The 17,052-nt window shown below is 70.5% G+C and carries 17 protein-coding genes; 11 read left to right on the top strand and 6 right to left on the bottom strand.

Annotated elements, in window-relative coordinates; translation table 11 throughout:
• Both ACWCV3_RS14980 and ACWCV3_RS14975 read left to right on the top strand, forming a co-directional pair.
• Entirely contained in the window at positions 1-2,940 is a 2,940-nt protein-coding gene (locus tag ACWCV3_RS14980; RefSeq protein WP_451223177.1) for a glycosyl hydrolase, read from the top strand.
• 426 nt (positions 2,941-3,366) lie between these two features.
• On the top strand, positions 3,367-3,708 hold the full coding sequence (locus ACWCV3_RS14975; protein WP_451223175.1) for a hypothetical protein: 342 nt from the start codon (positions 3,367-3,369) through the stop codon (positions 3,706-3,708).
• 273 nt (positions 3,709-3,981) lie between these two features.
• Here the strand turns inward: ACWCV3_RS14975 and ACWCV3_RS14970 are convergent, their stop codons facing one another.
• Entirely contained in the window at positions 3,982-4,416 is a 435-nt protein-coding gene (locus tag ACWCV3_RS14970) for a MarR family winged helix-turn-helix transcriptional regulator (RefSeq protein WP_451223173.1), read from the bottom strand.
• Between the two features lie 61 nt (positions 4,417-4,477).
• Here ACWCV3_RS14970 and ACWCV3_RS14965 point away from each other — a divergent pair, with 61 nt between their 5' ends.
• The 6 genes from ACWCV3_RS14965 (at position 4,478) to ACWCV3_RS14940 (ending at position 10,995) form a co-directional block, all read left to right on the top strand.
• Complete coding sequence (locus tag ACWCV3_RS14965) at positions 4,478-5,275, top strand: alpha/beta fold hydrolase (protein ID WP_451223171.1); 798 nt, start codon at positions 4,478-4,480, stop codon at positions 5,273-5,275.
• 346 nt (positions 5,276-5,621) lie between these two features.
• A complete protein-coding gene (locus ACWCV3_RS14960) occupies positions 5,622-6,200 on the top strand; it encodes a fasciclin domain-containing protein (protein ID WP_451223169.1) in 579 nt (192 codons plus the stop codon).
• Positions 6,201-6,354: 154 nt separating this feature from the next.
• A complete protein-coding gene (locus ACWCV3_RS14955; RefSeq protein WP_451223254.1) occupies positions 6,355-6,783 on the top strand; it encodes a hypothetical protein in 429 nt (142 codons plus the stop codon).
• Positions 6,784-6,803: 20 nt separating this feature from the next.
• A complete protein-coding gene (locus ACWCV3_RS14950) occupies positions 6,804-9,152 on the top strand; it encodes a hypothetical protein (RefSeq protein WP_451223167.1) in 2,349 nt (782 codons plus the stop codon).
• A 29-nt stretch (positions 9,153-9,181) separates the two neighbouring features.
• Positions 9,182-9,871 (top strand): hypothetical protein, encoded by a 690-nt coding sequence (locus ACWCV3_RS14945; RefSeq protein ID WP_451223165.1) that lies wholly within the window; start codon positions 9,182-9,184, stop codon positions 9,869-9,871.
• 101 nt (positions 9,872-9,972) lie between these two features.
• The gene (locus ACWCV3_RS14940) at positions 9,973-10,995 is read left to right on the top strand and encodes a tetratricopeptide repeat protein (protein WP_451223163.1); all 1,023 of its coding nucleotides are present in this window, start codon (positions 9,973-9,975) and stop codon (positions 10,993-10,995) included.
• A 54-nt stretch (positions 10,996-11,049) separates the two neighbouring features.
• Here the strand turns inward: ACWCV3_RS14940 and ACWCV3_RS14935 are convergent, their stop codons facing one another.
• Complete coding sequence (locus ACWCV3_RS14935; protein WP_451223161.1) at positions 11,050-11,607, bottom strand: PadR family transcriptional regulator; 558 nt, start codon at positions 11,605-11,607, stop codon at positions 11,050-11,052.
• A gap of 55 nt (positions 11,608-11,662) precedes the next feature.
• On the opposite strand from ACWCV3_RS14935, the gene ACWCV3_RS14930 reads away from it, so the two are divergent.
• Positions 11,663-12,055: a nuclear transport factor 2 family protein gene (locus ACWCV3_RS14930; RefSeq protein ID WP_451223159.1), complete on the top strand. Its 393-nt coding sequence runs from the start codon at positions 11,663-11,665 to the stop codon at positions 12,053-12,055.
• Positions 12,056-12,064: 9 nt separating this feature from the next.
• On the opposite strand, the gene ACWCV3_RS14925 is transcribed toward ACWCV3_RS14930, so the two are convergent.
• Positions 12,065-12,760, bottom strand: a complete 696-nt coding sequence (locus tag ACWCV3_RS14925; RefSeq protein ID WP_451223157.1) for a type 1 glutamine amidotransferase domain-containing protein — start codon at positions 12,758-12,760, stop codon at positions 12,065-12,067.
• Positions 12,761-12,872: 112 nt separating this feature from the next.
• Positions 12,873-13,826, bottom strand: a complete 954-nt coding sequence (locus ACWCV3_RS14920) for a GlxA family transcriptional regulator (RefSeq protein WP_451223155.1) — start codon at positions 13,824-13,826, stop codon at positions 12,873-12,875.
• 87 nt (positions 13,827-13,913) lie between these two features.
• Here ACWCV3_RS14920 and ACWCV3_RS14915 point away from each other — a divergent pair, with 87 nt between their 5' ends.
• Positions 13,914-14,849 (top strand): NADP-dependent oxidoreductase, encoded by a 936-nt coding sequence (locus tag ACWCV3_RS14915; protein ID WP_451223252.1) that lies wholly within the window; start codon positions 13,914-13,916, stop codon positions 14,847-14,849.
• Between the two features lie 181 nt (positions 14,850-15,030).
• Positions 15,031-15,507 (top strand): diadenosine tetraphosphate hydrolase, encoded by a 477-nt coding sequence (locus ACWCV3_RS14910; RefSeq protein ID WP_451223153.1) that lies wholly within the window; start codon positions 15,031-15,033, stop codon positions 15,505-15,507.
• A 73-nt stretch (positions 15,508-15,580) separates the two neighbouring features.
• On the opposite strand, the gene ACWCV3_RS14905 is transcribed toward ACWCV3_RS14910, so the two are convergent.
• Together ACWCV3_RS14905 and ACWCV3_RS14900 are read right to left on the bottom strand one after the other, a co-directional pair.
• Positions 15,581-16,060, bottom strand: a complete 480-nt coding sequence (locus ACWCV3_RS14905; RefSeq protein WP_451223151.1) for a nucleotide triphosphate diphosphatase NUDT15 — start codon at positions 16,058-16,060, stop codon at positions 15,581-15,583.
• A gap of 28 nt (positions 16,061-16,088) precedes the next feature.
• Positions 16,089-17,015, bottom strand: a complete 927-nt coding sequence (locus tag ACWCV3_RS14900; RefSeq protein WP_451223149.1) for a DUF4232 domain-containing protein — start codon at positions 17,013-17,015, stop codon at positions 16,089-16,091.
• Positions 17,016-17,052: the final 37 nt, after the last annotated feature.

Raw genomic sequence — 17,052 nt, 5'->3', positions numbered from 1 at the left:
GTGCCACGGTGGTCCGCCCCCCGGCGCCGGGCGGCGGTGTTCGCAGCCGTCGCCGCCCTCCTCGGTGCCGTTCTCACCGTGCTCAACTCCGCTCCGGCCGACGCCGACACGGTGGGCGCGGGCAGCTACACCACCACGGCTCCCGGCCCGCTGCCCTCGGGCTGTGGGGATCTGTCCACCAATCCGCGCCACTGGGTGACGTCCAACGCCCCGTCGGGTGCTGTCCCCACCAACGACTGGTGGTCGTCGATCCTGTGGAAGCGCACCAACTGCGCATACGGTGAGCCCCTGTTCGCCCAGCCGCTCGGATTCCGCGCGCAGTCGGGCGGGCTGGGTGTCTCCTACAGCACCAAGCCGGCGATCTCCGGCAGCGCCAAGGGCGTGGGGGAGTACCACTTCAACTACGCCGAGGACTTCGTCGCCGGAGTGGCCGGCCTGGGCGCCCCCGAGGTGAAGGTCGACGACTGGAGCGACTGGACCGTCAGCCCCGTCCTGAGCGACGGAGCGCACAAACTGCGGGCGACCATCGGCTCCGGTCTGCCCTTCGCGTACTTCCGGGCGACCGGCGGCGACGCTCAGATCAAGGTGGCGTCCGGCGCGACGGCCGACGTCTGGTCCCGCACGGGTCCGATGCTGGGCTACACCATCGCCGGGCACGACTACGTGGCTTTCGCCCCGAGCGGCGCCACCTGGTCGGTCGACGGCTCCGGCACCACCTTCACCTCCTCGCTCGGCGGCAAGGACTACTTCTCGATCGCGGTGCTGCCCACCACGACGTCCACCTCGGCCGCCGACCGGGCGGCGCTGGCGGACGAGTACGCCAAGTACGCCTACAACCACGTCACCGGGACCGCGGTGTCGTACTCCTACGACGAGGCGAGCAGCACCGTCACGACGAAGTACGGCTACACGACCACCGCCATGGAAGGGAGCGGCAAGGAGACGGTCGCGGCGCTGATGCCGCACCAGTGGCGCAACCTGGCCGACGGCAGCCCGCTGCCGCAGAAGTACGTCTCCTCGCGCGGTCCGCTGAAGGTGCTCGCCGGCATCCGCTCCTTCACGACGTCGATGGTCTTCCACGGTGTGCTCCCCGAGGTGCCGGCCGTCGCCGACAGTTCCGGGGCCGACGCCACCACCCTGCAGAACTACCTGAACGCGGAGAAGTCCGACCCCACCAGGCAGCAGACCGACGACACCTACTGGACCGGCAAGGGCCTCGGACGCGCCGCGCGCCTGGCGGAGATCGCCGACCAGACCGGCAAGACCGACGTGCGCGACGCCGCCCTGTCCGCGATCAGGACCAAGCTGACGGACTGGTTCACCGCGTCGTCGGGGAAGTCGGGTCATCTGTTCTACTACGACCGCAACTGGGGCACCCTGATCGGCTATCCGGCCTCCTACGGGTCCGATCAGGAGCTGAACGACCATCACTTCCACTACGGCTACTTCGTCGCCGCCGCCGCGACCCTCGCCAGGTTCGATCCCGCCTGGGCGGACGCCGACCACTACGGCGGCATGGTCGACCAGCTCATCCGGGACGCCAACAACTACGACCGCGCCGACAGCCGCTTTCCCTACCTGCGGGACTTCGACATCTACGCCGGCCACGACTGGGCCTCCGGCCACGGCTCGTTCGCCGCGGGCAACAACCAGGAGTCCTCGTCCGAGGGGATGAACTTCGACAACGCGCTCATCCAGTGGGGCGTCGCGACGGGGAACAAGGCGGTCCGCGACGCCGGAATCTACATGTACACCACCCAGGCCGCGGCCATCGAGGACTACTGGTTCGACACCCATGACCAGGTATACCCCGGCGACTTCCCGCACAAGGAGGTCGGCATGGTGTGGAGCAACGGCGGCGCCTACTCCACCTGGTTCTCCAGCGCCCCCGAGCAGATCCAGGGCATCAACCTGCTGCCGGTGACCGGCGGGCACCTCTACCTCGGTGACGACCCGGCCTATGTCAGGGCCAACTACCAGGAGATGCTCGACCAGTCCGGCAAGACCCGGCCCGGCATCTGGCCCGACATCTGGTACGAGTACCGGGCCCTCGGTGACGCGGACGCGGCCCTGGCCGACTTCCGCGCCGACAACTCCTTCGCCTCGGAGGAGGGTGAGAGCAAGGCCCACACCTTCCACTGGATCCGCAATCTCGCCGCACTGGGCACCGTCGACACCAGCATCACCGCCGACAGCCCGCTGACCGCGGCCTTCGTCAAGAACGGCGAACGCACCTACGTCGCCGCCAACATCACCGGCACCGACACCGCCGTGCACTTCTCCGACGGAACCACCGTGCAGGTACCCGCCGGGAAGACGGTCACGGCAGGCGCCCACACATGGAGCGGCGGCAGCGCGCCCGGCGGTACCGGGTCCACCCCTACTCCGACCCCGACCCCGACCCCGACCCCGACCTCCACCCCGACCTCGTCCCCCACTCCCACTCCCACTCCCACCGGTGGCGCGGGTTCGTCGCCCACGCTGTACCTGGGCGGGGACGGGACGCTGAGTGGTACGGCTGGAAACGCGGACAGTGTGACCGTGGCGCCGGCCGACGGTGTCAACCACGACGGCACCCCGTACAAGCCCCTGACGTTCACCGCTTCCGGACTGGACCTGAAGTACGCCGGTGGCACCACTCGGTTCGATCTCTTTGTGGACGCGAAGAACGCGGTGGGCAACGGAGTCCAGATGCAGGTGTCGTACGACTGCGGCGGCAGCGGAAAGTGGGACCGCGTGGAGACCTACCGGTACTTCGCCACCGACCCGCTGCCCGGCTGGGAGCACTACACCGAGGGAGCCGGACAGGCCACGGCCGACGGCGCCCTCTGCGACCTGAAGAACGGAACCGTTCAGGTCAAGGTCTGGAACGCCCTGGGCAACGCCCCCAGCAGCCTCGGCACCGGGGACCGGGCGATCCTCCGGCTGCCCTACACCTGATCCGGCACGCCGGCGACGAGCAGGCGGGCACCTGAGCACCGCGAAGTGCCCGGCTCCTTCGTCGGCTTCGCGCCCCACCGGTGACAGGGCGCCTCATCGGCGGTCCCGCCAGGGCGGGACCGCCGGACCGCGAGATCCCCTGACCGCACCCGCTCCGCGGACCGCCGAACCAGGCGCCCGCAGGACCGGGTGCGGTCTGCTTCCGCGGTCACGGGAGGGAGGAGGGCACGAACCCCGGGAGAGGACCGCATCCGCGGGGTCGTGACTTTCGCGCGACGCTCTGCTCCACTGTGCCTGCGGCGACATGACCGCCCGTCCGGCGGTCCGCCGCCCGAACCCGCTCCCTCCCTTTCCGCGGAACGTGTGACAGCCGGCCCCGGTCGCGGCAAGCTGCCTGACATCCGCCCAGCGGCAGAGGAGAGCGTTTTGGCCGGCAACCCCTACTTCGACCAGCCATTGGTCCCCGTCCGTCCGCGCATGTTCCGCAACATCGGCGCGAAGATCGTGTGGACGCTGGTGCCCCTCGTCACCCTCGGACTCGCTGCTGCCGTCCCGTTCGTGGTCGCCGCCGCCAAGGGCGTGGTGAAGCCGTGGCTGGCCGTCACCTACGTCGTCGGAGAGGCGGCCGTGTTCCTGACCGCGTACACGATCAGCCCGGACACGAAGGACGACAGCCCGGTGCCCGGGCTTCTGCTGATCTTTCTGATGATCACCGCCGCCACACACACCGCGCTCCTCGACAACGAGAGGGTCGGCGTGGGGAAGTAGCCCACACCCCGGGCGGCCCGCTGTGCGTCCGCGGAGCTGACCCCGCCGGTGCGGATACGCCCTGTTCCGCGCCGGTCTCCGGCGTCATGGCCTCGCTGTGGCGAGTCCGTCCTCGGGCGTTCCGGGCCGTAACGGCGACCGCCTGAGTCCGGACCCCGACGACCCGTGCGCCCCGCCCGCGGCGCGGCCCCCGCCGTGCCGGTCGTCAGAGGCGTCCGCCATGACGGCCCCGGGCCGGCGGCGGAGACGCGGCTCCGCGACTCCCTCGTGCGGTCACCGTGACGCGCCGTCCTGATCCGCCGGTCCCGTCAGTCGTCCGAGCAGCGCGAGCAGGGCCGACCGCTCCGCGTCGGACAGGGGCGCGAAGCACGAGGCCAGCACCTCGTCCGCGATCCGGTGGCCCGCGGCCAGCGTGCTCTCGCCCCCCTGGGTGAGCCGGTGCTCGATGCGGCGGCCGTGCCCCGGCCTGCGCTCGACCAGCTCCCGGGCGACCAGCCGGCCGACGAGCGCGCCGAAGGCCTGCTCGCTCTGGAAGGTCGCAGCGGCCAGCTCGCGGGCCGACGCTCCCGGACGGCGCCCGATCGCCCGCAGGGCGTCCCACTGGGCCAGTGTCGTCCCGGCCGCGGCCAAGGCGCCGTCCAGCGCGCGGTGCTGCCGGTACTGGACCAGCTTCACGGCGCGCCCGAGTCGTTGCAGTTCGTCATGCATTCGAGAATCCTACGGGACAACACAGCTAGCTTATATAAACATCTTTAGTTAGAGTCCTGTCATGACCACCACGGACTTCACGGCGGACCAGTACGCCGACCTGAACCTCACCCTGACCGAGGCCGGCGCCGGCCGGCCCGTACTCGTCCTGCACGGCGGCGGAGGGCCAGCCACGGTCGCGGGACTCGCCGCGCACCTGTCCGGTGCCGCACACACCCTCACACCCGTCCACCCGGGCTGGGACGGCACCCATCGCCCCGAGCGCATCAGCGGCATCGGCGAACTCGCCCAGGTATATCTGCGGCTCCTGCGCGACCGCGGGCTGTCCGACGTCCTGGTCGTCGGCTCCTCGCTGGGCGGCTGGATCGCCGCCGAGATGGCGGTCCGCGACACCGCGGGCCTCGTAACCGGCCTCGTCCTCCTGGACGCCGTCGGCGTACACGTCCCTGACGCGCCGATCGCCGACTTCTTCGCCATGGACGCCCGTGCCCTCGCCGAGCACTCCTGGCACGAGCCCGACCGGTTCTACGCGGATCCCGCCGGACTGCCGCCCGCCCAGCTGGCTCTGCGGCAGGCCAACCGCACCACCATGCACGTCCTCGCCGGCGACCCGTACATGCACGACCCGGAACTGCTCGGACGGCTCGCCGCCGTGGAGTGCCCTGCCCTGCTGCTGTGGGGCGAGAGCGACCGCGTGGTGACCCCCGCCTACGGGGCGGCGTACGCGCGTGCCTTCGGCGACGGCCGCCTGGAGGTGATCCGGGGCGCGGGCCACCTTCCGCACGTGGAACAGCCCGAGGCCACCTTCGCCCTCATCGACGCGCACCTGCGGCACACGGCCGGCGGCCCCGCCGCCTGAAGGTCACCCTCCCGCAGACGCACGGTTCGTCCTGCCGCCTTCGTCCACCCGCCTCGGCCGTCCACCGCCGACCGGTCCTCGCCGCGCCGCACCCTGGAGTGGCGAAACGGCTCCGGAAGGCGCCGGAGCGGTGGGTGCGGAGAGGGCAGGTTCGCGTCATTGCCCCAGGTGGGACGGCATGTACCGCGTATCGAGATGCGGCCCTCAGCCCGCGCTGCCTATCCTGACGTGGGACTGGGCAGAGCCGCCCAGGGCGTGGCCGTGCAGGCCCCCAACCCGCCCGGCAGCGCGGGACTTTCCCGCAAGCCGCCTTCCGGCGCTCACACCTCCTTGGGAGGGAGTTGCGATGAGGCTCACCCGCATGAACACGGTCAGGATCACCGGAGCCACTCTGGCCGCCATTCCGCTCGCGCTCGGTGCTCTCACATCCCAGAGCAGCGCGCAGGACGCGTCCCCCAGCCCCTCGGGAACCTTCGGGTCGGGCTGTTCGGCGCTCTCCCAGAAGGCCGACACGGCCAAGGACAAGGTCGTGGACGCCGCGGCCGCCTACCCGCAGCTGAGTCAGCTCGTCTCGGCGGCCGTCCGGGCGCATCTCACCGAGGCCCTGAACGGCAAGTCCGCCGTCACGGTCTTCGCGCCGAACAACGAGGCGTTCAAGAACGTGACCACCTCCCAGCTCTCCTCGCTCCTGAGCAACGAGGGACAGCTGAAGAAGGTCCTGACCTACCACGTCGTGGACAAGCAGATCACGCCCGATCAGCTGTCCAACGGCTCCTTCACCACGCTGGAGGGCGCCAAGCTGACCACCTCCGGGTCAGGCAGCGACTTCAAGGTCAACGGCAAGGCGAACATCGTCTGCGGCAACATCAAGGCGGCGAACGCCACCATCTACGTGGTCGACTCGGTGCTCCAGCCGCCGTCCTGACCCGCCCCGAACACCACTTCGTCCTGCGAGGCAGGGTTTCGGCCGCTCACGCGGGCGACGCCCTGCCTCGTCCCGTCATCGTGCGGGGGACTTGATCGGGCCGACGGCACCGTGGATATGGTGGGCGCCGGCCCGGAGGGACTTGGGGGAAGCAGTGGCGTTCGAGCAGGAGTGGGCACAGATGCGTGCGGCGGCGGCCGAGCGGACCGCCGTGCGGCTCAACAGTGTTCCGGCCGAGGGCGGCGGGGCCGGCGGCGGGTACGACCTCGTGGTCAACCGGGACGATCTCGGCGCCGTCGGCAATGACGCGTACGACCTGCTGGGCCGGATGGGCAAGGAGGGCGACATCGCCCGGGCGTCCACATTCGACGCAGCCACGGCGCTGACCAACGGGAACTTCGTCAGCGGTTCCGCCGTGCTGAAGGTGCACGACTTCTGGAAGACACACCTGAAGACCCTGCTGGACTCCTGCGCGCAGATTTCGAACCACCTCGACTACAGCAAGGCGCGGCACGCTGCGGACGAGGTGAGGATCACGGGCGAGTTGACGCGGATCTCCGTGCTCACTCAAGACATGAAATAGGGCTCGGGGGAGCGCACGGCATGCTGAAGTACGAGGACATCATCGACGCCCCGGTGGCGAAGCTGAAGGCCGCTGCCGACGACTGGTCGGAGATGGCGGGGAAGCTGGACAAGCTCGCCGAGGACGCCGCCGACGGCATGAAGGCGAAGGCGGACAAGGCGGACTGGGAGGGCGTCAACGCCGGGGTCACCAGGGCGTTCATCGGCAAGACGGTCAAGGAGTTCGCGGACGCCGCGGCCGAGGCCAAGGGCGTGAAGCTGATCCTGGAAGAGGGTCACGCGGCCATCAAGAAGGCCAAGGACGACCTGATCGGCATCCGTGACCACGAGGGGCCCGCGGCCGGCATCCGCGTGGACGGCCGCGGCAAGGTCACGGCGCGGCACCCGGTGTCCGAGATCTCCGGCGCGCGGCACGACCCCGACTACAGCGACCTTCTCCAGCAGGAGAGGCAGAGCATCGAGTCGTGGCAGAAGAGGATCGACCTCATCGTCGACAACTGCAACGACACCGACGTCGCCCTCAGGAACACGCTCGAGGCCAACGTCACCGACCGCAAGGACTTCAGCGCCCCCACGTACACCAAGCTGGACCAGGAGGAGGCCGCCCGCGCCGCCGCTCTCGCGGCCAAGGGCCGGGACCTCACCCACGCCGAACTCCAGCAGCTCAACGAGCTGTTGAAGGACAACAGTTCGTCGGCGGAGTTCGCCAAGGACTTCTACGGGAAGCTCGGCCCCGAGAGGTCACTCGCGTTCTTCGGCCAGCTCGCCACGGACACGTACGACTACACCAAGGTCGACCCGGAGCGTCTGAAGGACGTGCAGGAGCTCCAGAGGAACCTCGGCCTCAACCTGGCCACCGCCTCCCACGACAAGGAGTTCACCGACAAGTGGGGTCCGGACCTGCGCAAGTTGGGTACGGAGCGCATTCCGCTGGCCAAGCACGACTACGGCGGGCCGTTCGGCTACCAGCTCCTCGGCGGCATCATGCGGTACGGGAACTACGACGCCAGGTTCCTCAACCCGATCGCCGAACACGTGGCGCAGCTGCACCAGAAGGACCCCTACATGTTCGCCGAGAACAAGATGGTGAACAGTCCGTTCAAGAACCCGTTCAACCCCTCCGGTGTGAACGGAGCCGGCTACGACCCGGCCACCGCCATGCTCGAAGCCCTCGGCAACAGCCCCGACGCGGCGAAGCACTTCTTCGCCGACCCGCCGACCGCGTACAACGAGGACGGCACGGTGCGGCAGGGCGCCACGGCCGACCTCGGGAAGAACAAGGACGGCGAGGCGATCGGCAACTACCTCGACTTCTTCGGCAACGAGAAGTGGGAGTCCTTCCCGGACGTCAACTCGCTCGATCCGAAGGAGCTCAAGGCGTCGCTCGACCAGATGCCCGACGCTCTCGGCCACGCCCTGGAGGCGGCGACCCTCGGCTACCCGGCCGGGCACCCGGACACCCACGTGGTGCGGGACGCGGACAACGCCGCGATCATGCAGAAGGTCATGGAGAAGTACGGAGCCGACCCCGAACTGCTGAAGAAGCATCACGAGGCGATGGCCGACAGCCTGGGCACCATGGGCGCCGGCTACATCGACGACATCAACTGGGCCCTGGACAAGAACGATCCGGAGAGCGTGTTCGCGCCGGGCAGGAATCCGGACGGGCATCTCGACTTCGCGGACACGGCGGACGGGAACGGGCGCAGCGTCGTACGGGGCTTCCTCAGCACGCTGGGTCAGCACCCGGACGCCTACGCGACGGTCTCGGCGGCGGAGCAGGTCTACACCCGCAGCGCGCTCGAGGAGACGGTAGGACCGGACGGGAAGATCAGCGAAGGCGCTGCCAGGGCCACCGTGCGTACCGGCGCCGAGGTGCAGGGCATGCTCGACCAGTCCCGCGCCGACCAGGTCGAGGCCACGAACCTCAAGACCCACGAGGACTACGAGAAGGCGGTCGCCAAACGGGCCGGCTGGGTCGAGTTCGGAGCCACGGCCGGCCTCGCGGCGGGCGTCGCCTTCCTGCCCGCGACGGCGGCGGTGGGCGCGGCCGCGGTACTCATCCCGCTCGCGACCGACACCGCCAGCGGTGCTGTCGAGCAGGTCATAGGACAGGTGGTCGGCGACGCCGCCGACAACTCGGTGGATGAGCACAAGGAGAAGTTCGAGGATCTCACCCGCGACGAGAAGACCAAGATCTACTCCGCCGGCGAGAGCATGGCCGAGGCCCCTGCCAAGGATTTCCTGGCCCTTCACGGCATGGGCAGGGACAGTCGCTTCCGGGAGGACCTGCTCGAATCGATGCTGATCGGCTATGGGGTCGGCAACGACCGGGCGAAGCAGCAGGGCAACGACCCGGAGACCGGCTGATGTCGGCGGACTGCCGAGGGCACGTAAGGATGCGAAAAGTGTTCAATAGCAGGTCGGTACGCAGGAGACTGATTGTCGCGGCCGCGGTCGGCTCGCTGCTACTCGGGGCCACGGGTTGTAGCGGTGACGAGGACAAGGACGGCCTCCCTAAGGACTACAAGGTCGTCGCGGGGACACGACTGTGCGGCGGCCGTGCCATCTCCGACGACGCGTCGAAGGCGTTGAAGGTGATCACCGGGTCGTCGCGGTTCGAGGCTTCGGGGGACAAGTACACCGTCGCGCAGGCCGCGAAGGAGCTTGCTTTCACGTTTCCGTCCATCGGCGTCGGCCGAGAGGACGCCTGCCGCATCTTCACGGCCATCGGTACGCCGAACTTTCAGCTCAGAATCACTTGGAGCCTGGAAGACAGCGCCCCCACGGGTGCGCCGGCACCGAAGTTCACCGTGCTGAAGATGGGGGAGCGCACCGATGCGGCAACGGAAAAGGCGTATGTCTTCTTCGCCTGCCGAAGCCCGAGGTTGCTCGACTCGTCGAGTGTGGCCCACATCGCCATCGGCGTGGAGTACTGGGGCATGCCCCGAGATCCCCAGGACAACATAAAGGCCCTGAAAAACGCCTATGCCACCGTGGCCCACTCCTTCTCCCTGGCCATGGCCAGGGAACTCCGCTGTGACAAGGACGGCGGCCTTCCTCAGAAGCCCGTGCTGATCCCCGGCTGAGCGCCCGCCGGCGCGGACTGCGCCGCCGTCCCCTCTGGTCGGACGAGGCCTGGGCGGGGGCGGCGGTGAGAAGTCCCCCGGTGGTCCGGGAAGATGTTCCCATGACAGAAAGCAACCTGGCCGTCGAGGCCGCGCAGCGCCTCGTGGCCGGTGACCGTGCCGCCGCCCTCTCCCTCTATCTGCGGGCCTGGAACCGTCCGGACGACGAGGTGGCGGAGAGGATCTTCGACCTCGTCTCCGAGTGGGGCGACATCGACGCCGCGCTGGAGACCGTCGAGGCCGAGGCGCAGGGCGGCAACCCCGCCGCCTACGAGGCTCTCGCCGAGCTGCTGGTCGAACTCGAGCGGCCCAAGGAGGCGTTGGCGGCACTCCGGTCGGCCGCGGACCGGGGCCGGGACGTCACCCTGATGATCGCCTCCGTCCTGGCCGACGAACTGGGGGACCGCGAGCAGGCCGAGGAGTACTACCGGCAGGCGCTCGTCGACGACAACCCCCGCGCCCTCAACGACTACGGCGCCTTCCTCAGCGAGGACGACGAACGGCTGGACGAGGCGACCGACTTGCTCCGCCGGGCCGTCGATCGCGGCGACACCATGGCGGCCGGCAATCTCGGCCGCCTCCTCGCGGACGAGGAGAAGTACGAGGAGGCGCTGCCCTGGCTGAAGCAGGCGCTGGACGCCGGGCACCGTTCCGTACTGGCCGTGCTCGGTGAGACCGAACACGCCCTGGACGACCTGGAGTCGGCCCGCACCCACCTCCGCGAGGCCCTCGCCGAGGAGGTCACCGGCGCCCACTTCGCCTACGCCCTCCACCTGGCCGACACCGGCGCCCCCGAGGAGGCCGTACGTCACTACGAGGCCGCGGCGAAGGAGGACGGCGAGACCAGCGCCTACCTCAACCTCGCTCTTCTGCATGAGGAGTTGGAGCACTGGTCCCAGGCCGACCACCACTTCCGCGAGGCCCTCGCCCACCAGGACGAGACCGCGTACGTCTACTACGCGCAGTTCCTCGCAGACCGGAACCGGGGGGACGAGATCGCCGCGCTGCTGAAGTCTGCGGAACAACTCGACTTGAATGAAGAGGACTTGGCCGAGTTGAGGGTGCTCGCCGAGGACAGGTCCTAGACCTCCGTGCGGACACCGCCGAAACCCTCCGACGGGGTTTCGGCGGCAGGGGGTTCACGAGGAGCGTGCCGTCAGCACGCGCAGTGCCAGCTCCCCCCACCGCAGGTTCTCCTCCTCGAAGGCGATGCCGCGCAGCAGGGTGAGGTAGGGGCCCACGCGATCCGCCTCCGTCAGGTACTCGTCCTCCGTGCGGCCGTTCAACAGCCGCTCGCGCAGGCGCTCGTAGCGTGCCAGTTTGCCGCGGGCCCAGGTCATGTGGGCCGTGATGTCGGCCTGGACGGGGGCGAGTTCACCGATGTCGGCGCAACTGACCTTGACCAGGAGGCCGTCGCGGATGGCGGTGGGGCGGGTGATGGGGTCGGCGAGGTGGGCGCGCAGGGCGTCGTGGCCGGCGTCGGTGAGGGAGAAGAGACGCTTGTCGGGACGGCGGTCCTGGCGCACCACTCGCGCACTGACGAGTCCCTCGCGTGCCATCCGGTCCAGCTCGCGGTAGAGCTGCTGCGGTGTCGCCGTCCAGAAGTTGGCCACCGAGGCGTTGAAGCCCTTGGCCAGGTCGTAGCCGGATGCCTCGCCCTCCAGGAGGGTGGCCATCACCGCATTGCGCAGGGTCACGTTCTCACCCTACTCTCCGACACACCTATTCAACTTGTTGAGTAAGGAGCACCCTGTGCATCCCTTCCGCGCCGCCGTGGAGAACCGCGACACCGACGCCGTCGAGGCACTCCTCGCGGAGGACGTCGTCTTCACCAGCCCCATCGCCTTCAAGCCCTACGCGGGCAAGGCGATCACCGCCGCGATCCTGCGCGGCGTTCTGCGGGTGTTCGAGGACTTCCGGTACGTGAAGGAGATCGCCGATCCGGGCGGGCGGGACCACGCCTTCGTCTTCACGGCCACGGTCGACGGCCGGGAGATCCAGGGCTGCGACTTCCTGCACTTCGACGAGGAGGGGCGGATCGACGACTTCACCGTCATGGTCCGCCCCCTCTCGGCGGCTCAGGCGCTCTCCGGGGCGATGGGCGCGCAGTTCGAGCGCATCAGCCGGGAGGCGGCCGGCGCCTGAGCGGGTTCCTCAGCCCAGCCGCTTGAGGACCTCCTGCGCCAGCGGCGCGGAGGACGCCGGGTTCTGCCCCGTGAGCAGGTTCCGGTCGATCACGACCTTCGGCGCCCACGGCTCTCCCACCTGCACGTCCATGCCCGCCTCGGCGAGCCGCGTCTCCAGCAGCCACTTGGCCTTGTCGGCGAAACCGGCCTGCGCCTCCTCGGCGTTGGAGAACCCGGTGACCTGGTAGCCCGCGAAGGCGTTGCCGCCGTCCGGCCGGGTCGCCGCGAGCAGCGCGGCCGGGGCGTGGCAGACGACCGCGAGCGGCTTGCCGGAGTCGAGGGCGTCGACCAGCAGCCGGCCGGAGGTGGCGTCCACCGCGAGGTCCTCCATGGGGCCGTGGCCGCCGGGGTAGAAGACGGCGTCGTAGCCGTCGAGATCCACGTCCTCCAGCTTGACCGGGTGCTTGAACTCGGGCGCGGCCTCAAGCGCGGCGGCGACGCGGTCGGCGCCCTCCTGGCCGCCGTTGACCTCCGGCGCGAGGCTGCCCTTGTCGACAGTCGGGACGACCCCGCCCGGGGTGGCCACGACCACCTCGTCACCGGCCTTCTTGAACGCCTCGTACGGCGCGACGGCCTCCTCGGCCCAGAAGCCGGTCGGGTGCCGGGTGCCGTCGGCCAGCGTCCAGTGGTCGGCGCCGGTCATCACGAAAAGGATCTTCGACATGAGGTCTCTCCAAACGCTCCGGGATCCGGGGGGCAGCGGCTCCCCGTTCGACTGTAGACGGGTGCCCCTCGGGGTGGCGATGAAGCCGAGCAGCCCTGACCTGCGGGGACGTCTACTCCACCCCGACTCCCCGGAACGTCCGCCGGTATGCCAGCGGGGTCACCCCGATCGCCGCGTGCAGATGCTCGCGCAGTGAGGTCCCGGTGGCGAAGCCGACCTGCGCGGCGAGGTCGTCCACGGCGAGGTCGGTGGTCTCCAGGAGGTGCCGGGCGCGGGCGACGCGCTGCTGGATGAGCCAGCGCCCCGGACTCGTACCGACCTCCTCGTTGAACCGCCGCGCGAAGGTGCGCAGGCTCATCCGGGCGTGCCCGGCCAGTTCGGCCAGCGACAGCGGCTCGTGCAGGCGCTCCAGCGCCCACTGGCGGGTGGCCGAGGTGCCGCTGGCCTGCTCCTCGGGCACCGGGCGCTGGATGTACTGCGCCTGCCCGCCGTCCCGCCACGGCGGGACGACGCACTCGCGGGCCACGTCGTTGGCGACGGCCGCGCCGTGGTCCTGCCGCACGACGTGCAGGCACACGTCGACCCCCGAGGCCGCGCCCGCCGAGGTCAGCAGGTCGCCGTCGTCCACGAACAGCACGTCCGGGTCGAGGTCGACCGACGGGAACCAGGCGCGGAAGGTGTCCGCGAGGGCCCAGTGGGTGGTCGCGCGCCGGCCGTCGAGCCGTCCGGCGGCCGCCAGAACGAAGGCGCCGGTGCAGATGGAGACGATGCGGGTGCCGGGCGGTACGGCCGCGAGTGCCGCCTCCAGCTTCGGGGGCAGGCCGCGCTGGACCAGGGAGACGTCGAACGGCACGAGGACGACCGTGTCCGCCGTCGCCAGCGCCTCGGGCCCGTGCCCGACCGCTACCGAGAAGTCGGAGTTGGTGGCGACCGGCCCGCCGTCGGCCGAGCAGGTCAGTACTTCGTAGCGGCCCCCGGCCGAACCGAAGACGCGGCTGGGAATGCCCAGCTCGAAGGCGTAGACCCCGTCCAGGGCGAGGACGACGACGCGGTGCGGAGTGGTCATGGCACGATCCCGTTGAAAGATGGCATTCATGCCATGGTACGTCGGCCCGTCCCGGGTGAACCTGGACGTATGACGAACAACGCCACCATGCGCGCCATCAGCCAGGACGAGTACGGAACCCCCGACGTCCTCAAGGAGACCCAGCTGCCCCGCCCGACCCCGGGCCTGAGCGAGATCGTGATCGCCGTCCGTGCCGCCGGGCTCAATCCCACCGACTGGAAGCACCGCTCCGAGAGTCTCTTCCTCGACCGGCTCCCCCTCGTCCTCGGCTGGGACGTCTCGGGCGTCGTCGAGGAGGTCGGCTACGGCGTGACCCTGTTCAAGCCCGGCGACGAGGTCTTCGGCATGCTGCCCTACCCGTACGGCGTAGGCGCCCACGCCGAGTACGTGAAGGGTCCGGCCCGCGCCTTCACCCACAAGCCCGAGTCCATCGACCACGTCCAGGCGGGCGCGCTGCCGCTCGCCGCGCTCACGGCCTACCAGGCGCTGGTGGACACGGCGGACGTCCAGCCTGGCCAGCGGGTGCTGGTGCACGCCGCCGCCGGAGGCGTCGGCCACCTCGCGGTGCAGATCGCCAAGTCCCTCGGGGCGTACGTCATCGGCACCGCGAGCGAGCCCAAGCACGAGTTCCTGCGGTCGCTCGGGGCGGACGAGGTCGTCGACTACCGCTCCGTCGACTTCCGGGACGCCGTGAGCGACGTCGACATGGTGCTGGACACCATCTCCGGCGAGACCCGGGAACGCTCGCTGGAGGTGCTGCGGCCCGGGGGCGTGCTCGTCTCCCTGCTGCCCGGCGCCGATCCGGACGAGGCGGCCAAGGCGGAGGCCCGGGGCGTGCGGGTGGAGACGCTGCTCGTCGAGGCGGACCACGAGGGGATGAAGGCGGTCGCCGGGCTGGCCGCATCCGGTGCGCTGCGAGCGCACATCGAGGGCGTCTATCCGCTCGCGGAGGCGGCCAAGGCGCACGAGGTGGGCGACACCGGGCGGGTCACGGGCAAGTTGGTACTGACCGTCGAGTCCTGAGCGGATGAGGACGAGCCCTGCCGCCCCGCTTCCGGCGAGCGGCAGGGCCCGGCCCCCTCCTTCTGGATCATGCCGGGCTCGCGGGGGCCGGTGACCGGCCCGGCCTGATCCGAACGGAAGGCCCTGGTCGCGCGCGGACGGCCTGGTACTCCCCGCACGGTCCGGGAGATAGGTTCCCGCCATGACCGATGACTGGAGGACGGACCGGATCGGGACCGCGCTGCGGGGCGAGAACCCGACCGTGCTCCGACGGCTGACGGCGGGGTTCGCGGTGATCGGGGACGTACAGTTCCTGCCCGGCTACTCGGTCCTGCTCGTCGACGAGCCCGGCGTGCAGCGTCTGCCGGACCTGCCGAGGGCGAAGCGGCTGTCGTTCCTGTCCGACATGGACCGGCTCGGCGAGGCGGTCGAGCGTGCCTGCCGGAGGCTGGACCCGGCCTTCCGCCGGGTCAACCTGGAGATCCTCGGGAACACCGAACCGTTCCTGCACGCGCACGTCTGGCCGCGCTACGAGTGGGAGCCGGCCGAGCTGGTGGGCAAACCGGTGTGGCTCCATCCGCACGACCGGTGGAGCGACGAACGCTTCAGGCTCGGCCCGCTCCACGACGAGCTGCGGGACGCGATCAGCCGGGAACTGGACCGACTGCGCCCGGCATGAGGACGACACTCGGCCTTGCGATGCACCGCGTCTGCCGCCGCGCCCGGATCCACCGGGGATCACGGGACAGCCCTCAGGCTCCCGCCAGCGGATACCGGTGCACCGGCGGCAGCCCCGTCAGCAGACCCGGCCACACCGTGTCGATGACGTGCGCGCTCGGCGTGAACAGCGGCCGGGGCAGCGCCGCCGGATCGTGCCACTCCCAGCGGTCGATCAACTCAGGCTCCCGCACGCTCGGTTCACCCTTGAAGGCGCTCACCCGCACCGCCGCCGTCACACGCGGGACGCCGTGCGCGGAGTCCATCAGCAGCGCCAGCAGCCGCGCGTCCTCCGCCTCGGCCCGCAGCCCGGTCTCCTCGGCCAACTCCCGTACGGCGGCCTCCGCGAAGCCCTCCCCGGCGTCGTTCTTGCCGCCCGGCAGCTCCCACACCCCGCGCTTCTTCGACCAGCCGAGCAGCAGCCGGCCCGCCGCGTCGGTCACGGCGACCCCGGCACCGGTCAGCGCGTGCGGCGAGGGCCGCCCCTTGTCGGCGTAGGCGATGTCCTCCACCACGTCCCCTTCCGAAAAGGCGGAAGGCGTCTCACTCCTGCTTCCGCCAAGCCTGGACCCCCAGTCTGCCCGTTGTCCCGAGGTCCAGTTCCGGTGTCACCGTCACCGGCGCGGCGCCCGCCCTGGCACGGACGCGGAGGTAGGGGGCGTTCACGGCGCCGTCGACGGCTTCCACCGTGTTGCGCCAGACGATGCCGGACAGGGCGTGCTCGCCGGGCCGCAGGGTGAGGGGGCGGGCCACATCCGGTGGACCTCCGAGCTGGGCGACCTCGGCGGAGGGCAGTACCTTCACCCCTTCGACGCGCTCGTGCCCGGCGTCGAGGATCTCCAGCTCCGGCCGGCCGTAAACCGCGTACGGCTCCTTGCCGCAGTTCTCCAGGTGCAGACCCACCACGCGCAACCCCATCGCCGCGTCCCCCTCGTCGGCGTACACCCGCACCCCTGACGCGGGGCAGGGGCCGCCCGGGGCCGGAATTTCGGCGCTCGGGACGCTGCGCACCGACAGGAGCGACACGCTGGTGCCGCCCGAGGTGTCCCCGTAGCCCGGGGCCATCGCCACCCGTGTGTGCACGGTCCTCCCTGGCCCGACCGGCCCCACGACCCGGCTCGCCCCGGTGTACCCCTTGGCGTCGAGGACGACCGTGTACGTCATGTCGTGCGCGGCCGGGTTGGTCACCTCGAACTCCGCCGTCAGGGAACTCGGCCGGCAGACGCCCTCCCCGTCGACCGCACCGGCGTACAGCCTGGTGATCCGTACCCCGTCCCGGCCGGTCCCCGTGCCGGACGGGACCGGCGTGGGCGTGCCCGGCGGGCGCGGGGCGTCTGCCGTGGCCGTGGCGCGTTCGCGCGGGACCTCCCCGTAGCGCGGGGCCCTGGAGGGGCAGAGGGACTCCGGCCGCGCCCCGCCCGCGCCGGGCTCGCCGGTGCCGCACCCGGCGAGAGCCAGAAGAGCGAGCACTCCCGCACCTGCTGATGATCCGCGCATCCGGCGAGTC

Source organism: Streptomyces sp. NPDC001781 (genome assembly GCF_053596035.1).
This window is presented reverse-complemented; position numbering and strand designations above follow the sequence as displayed.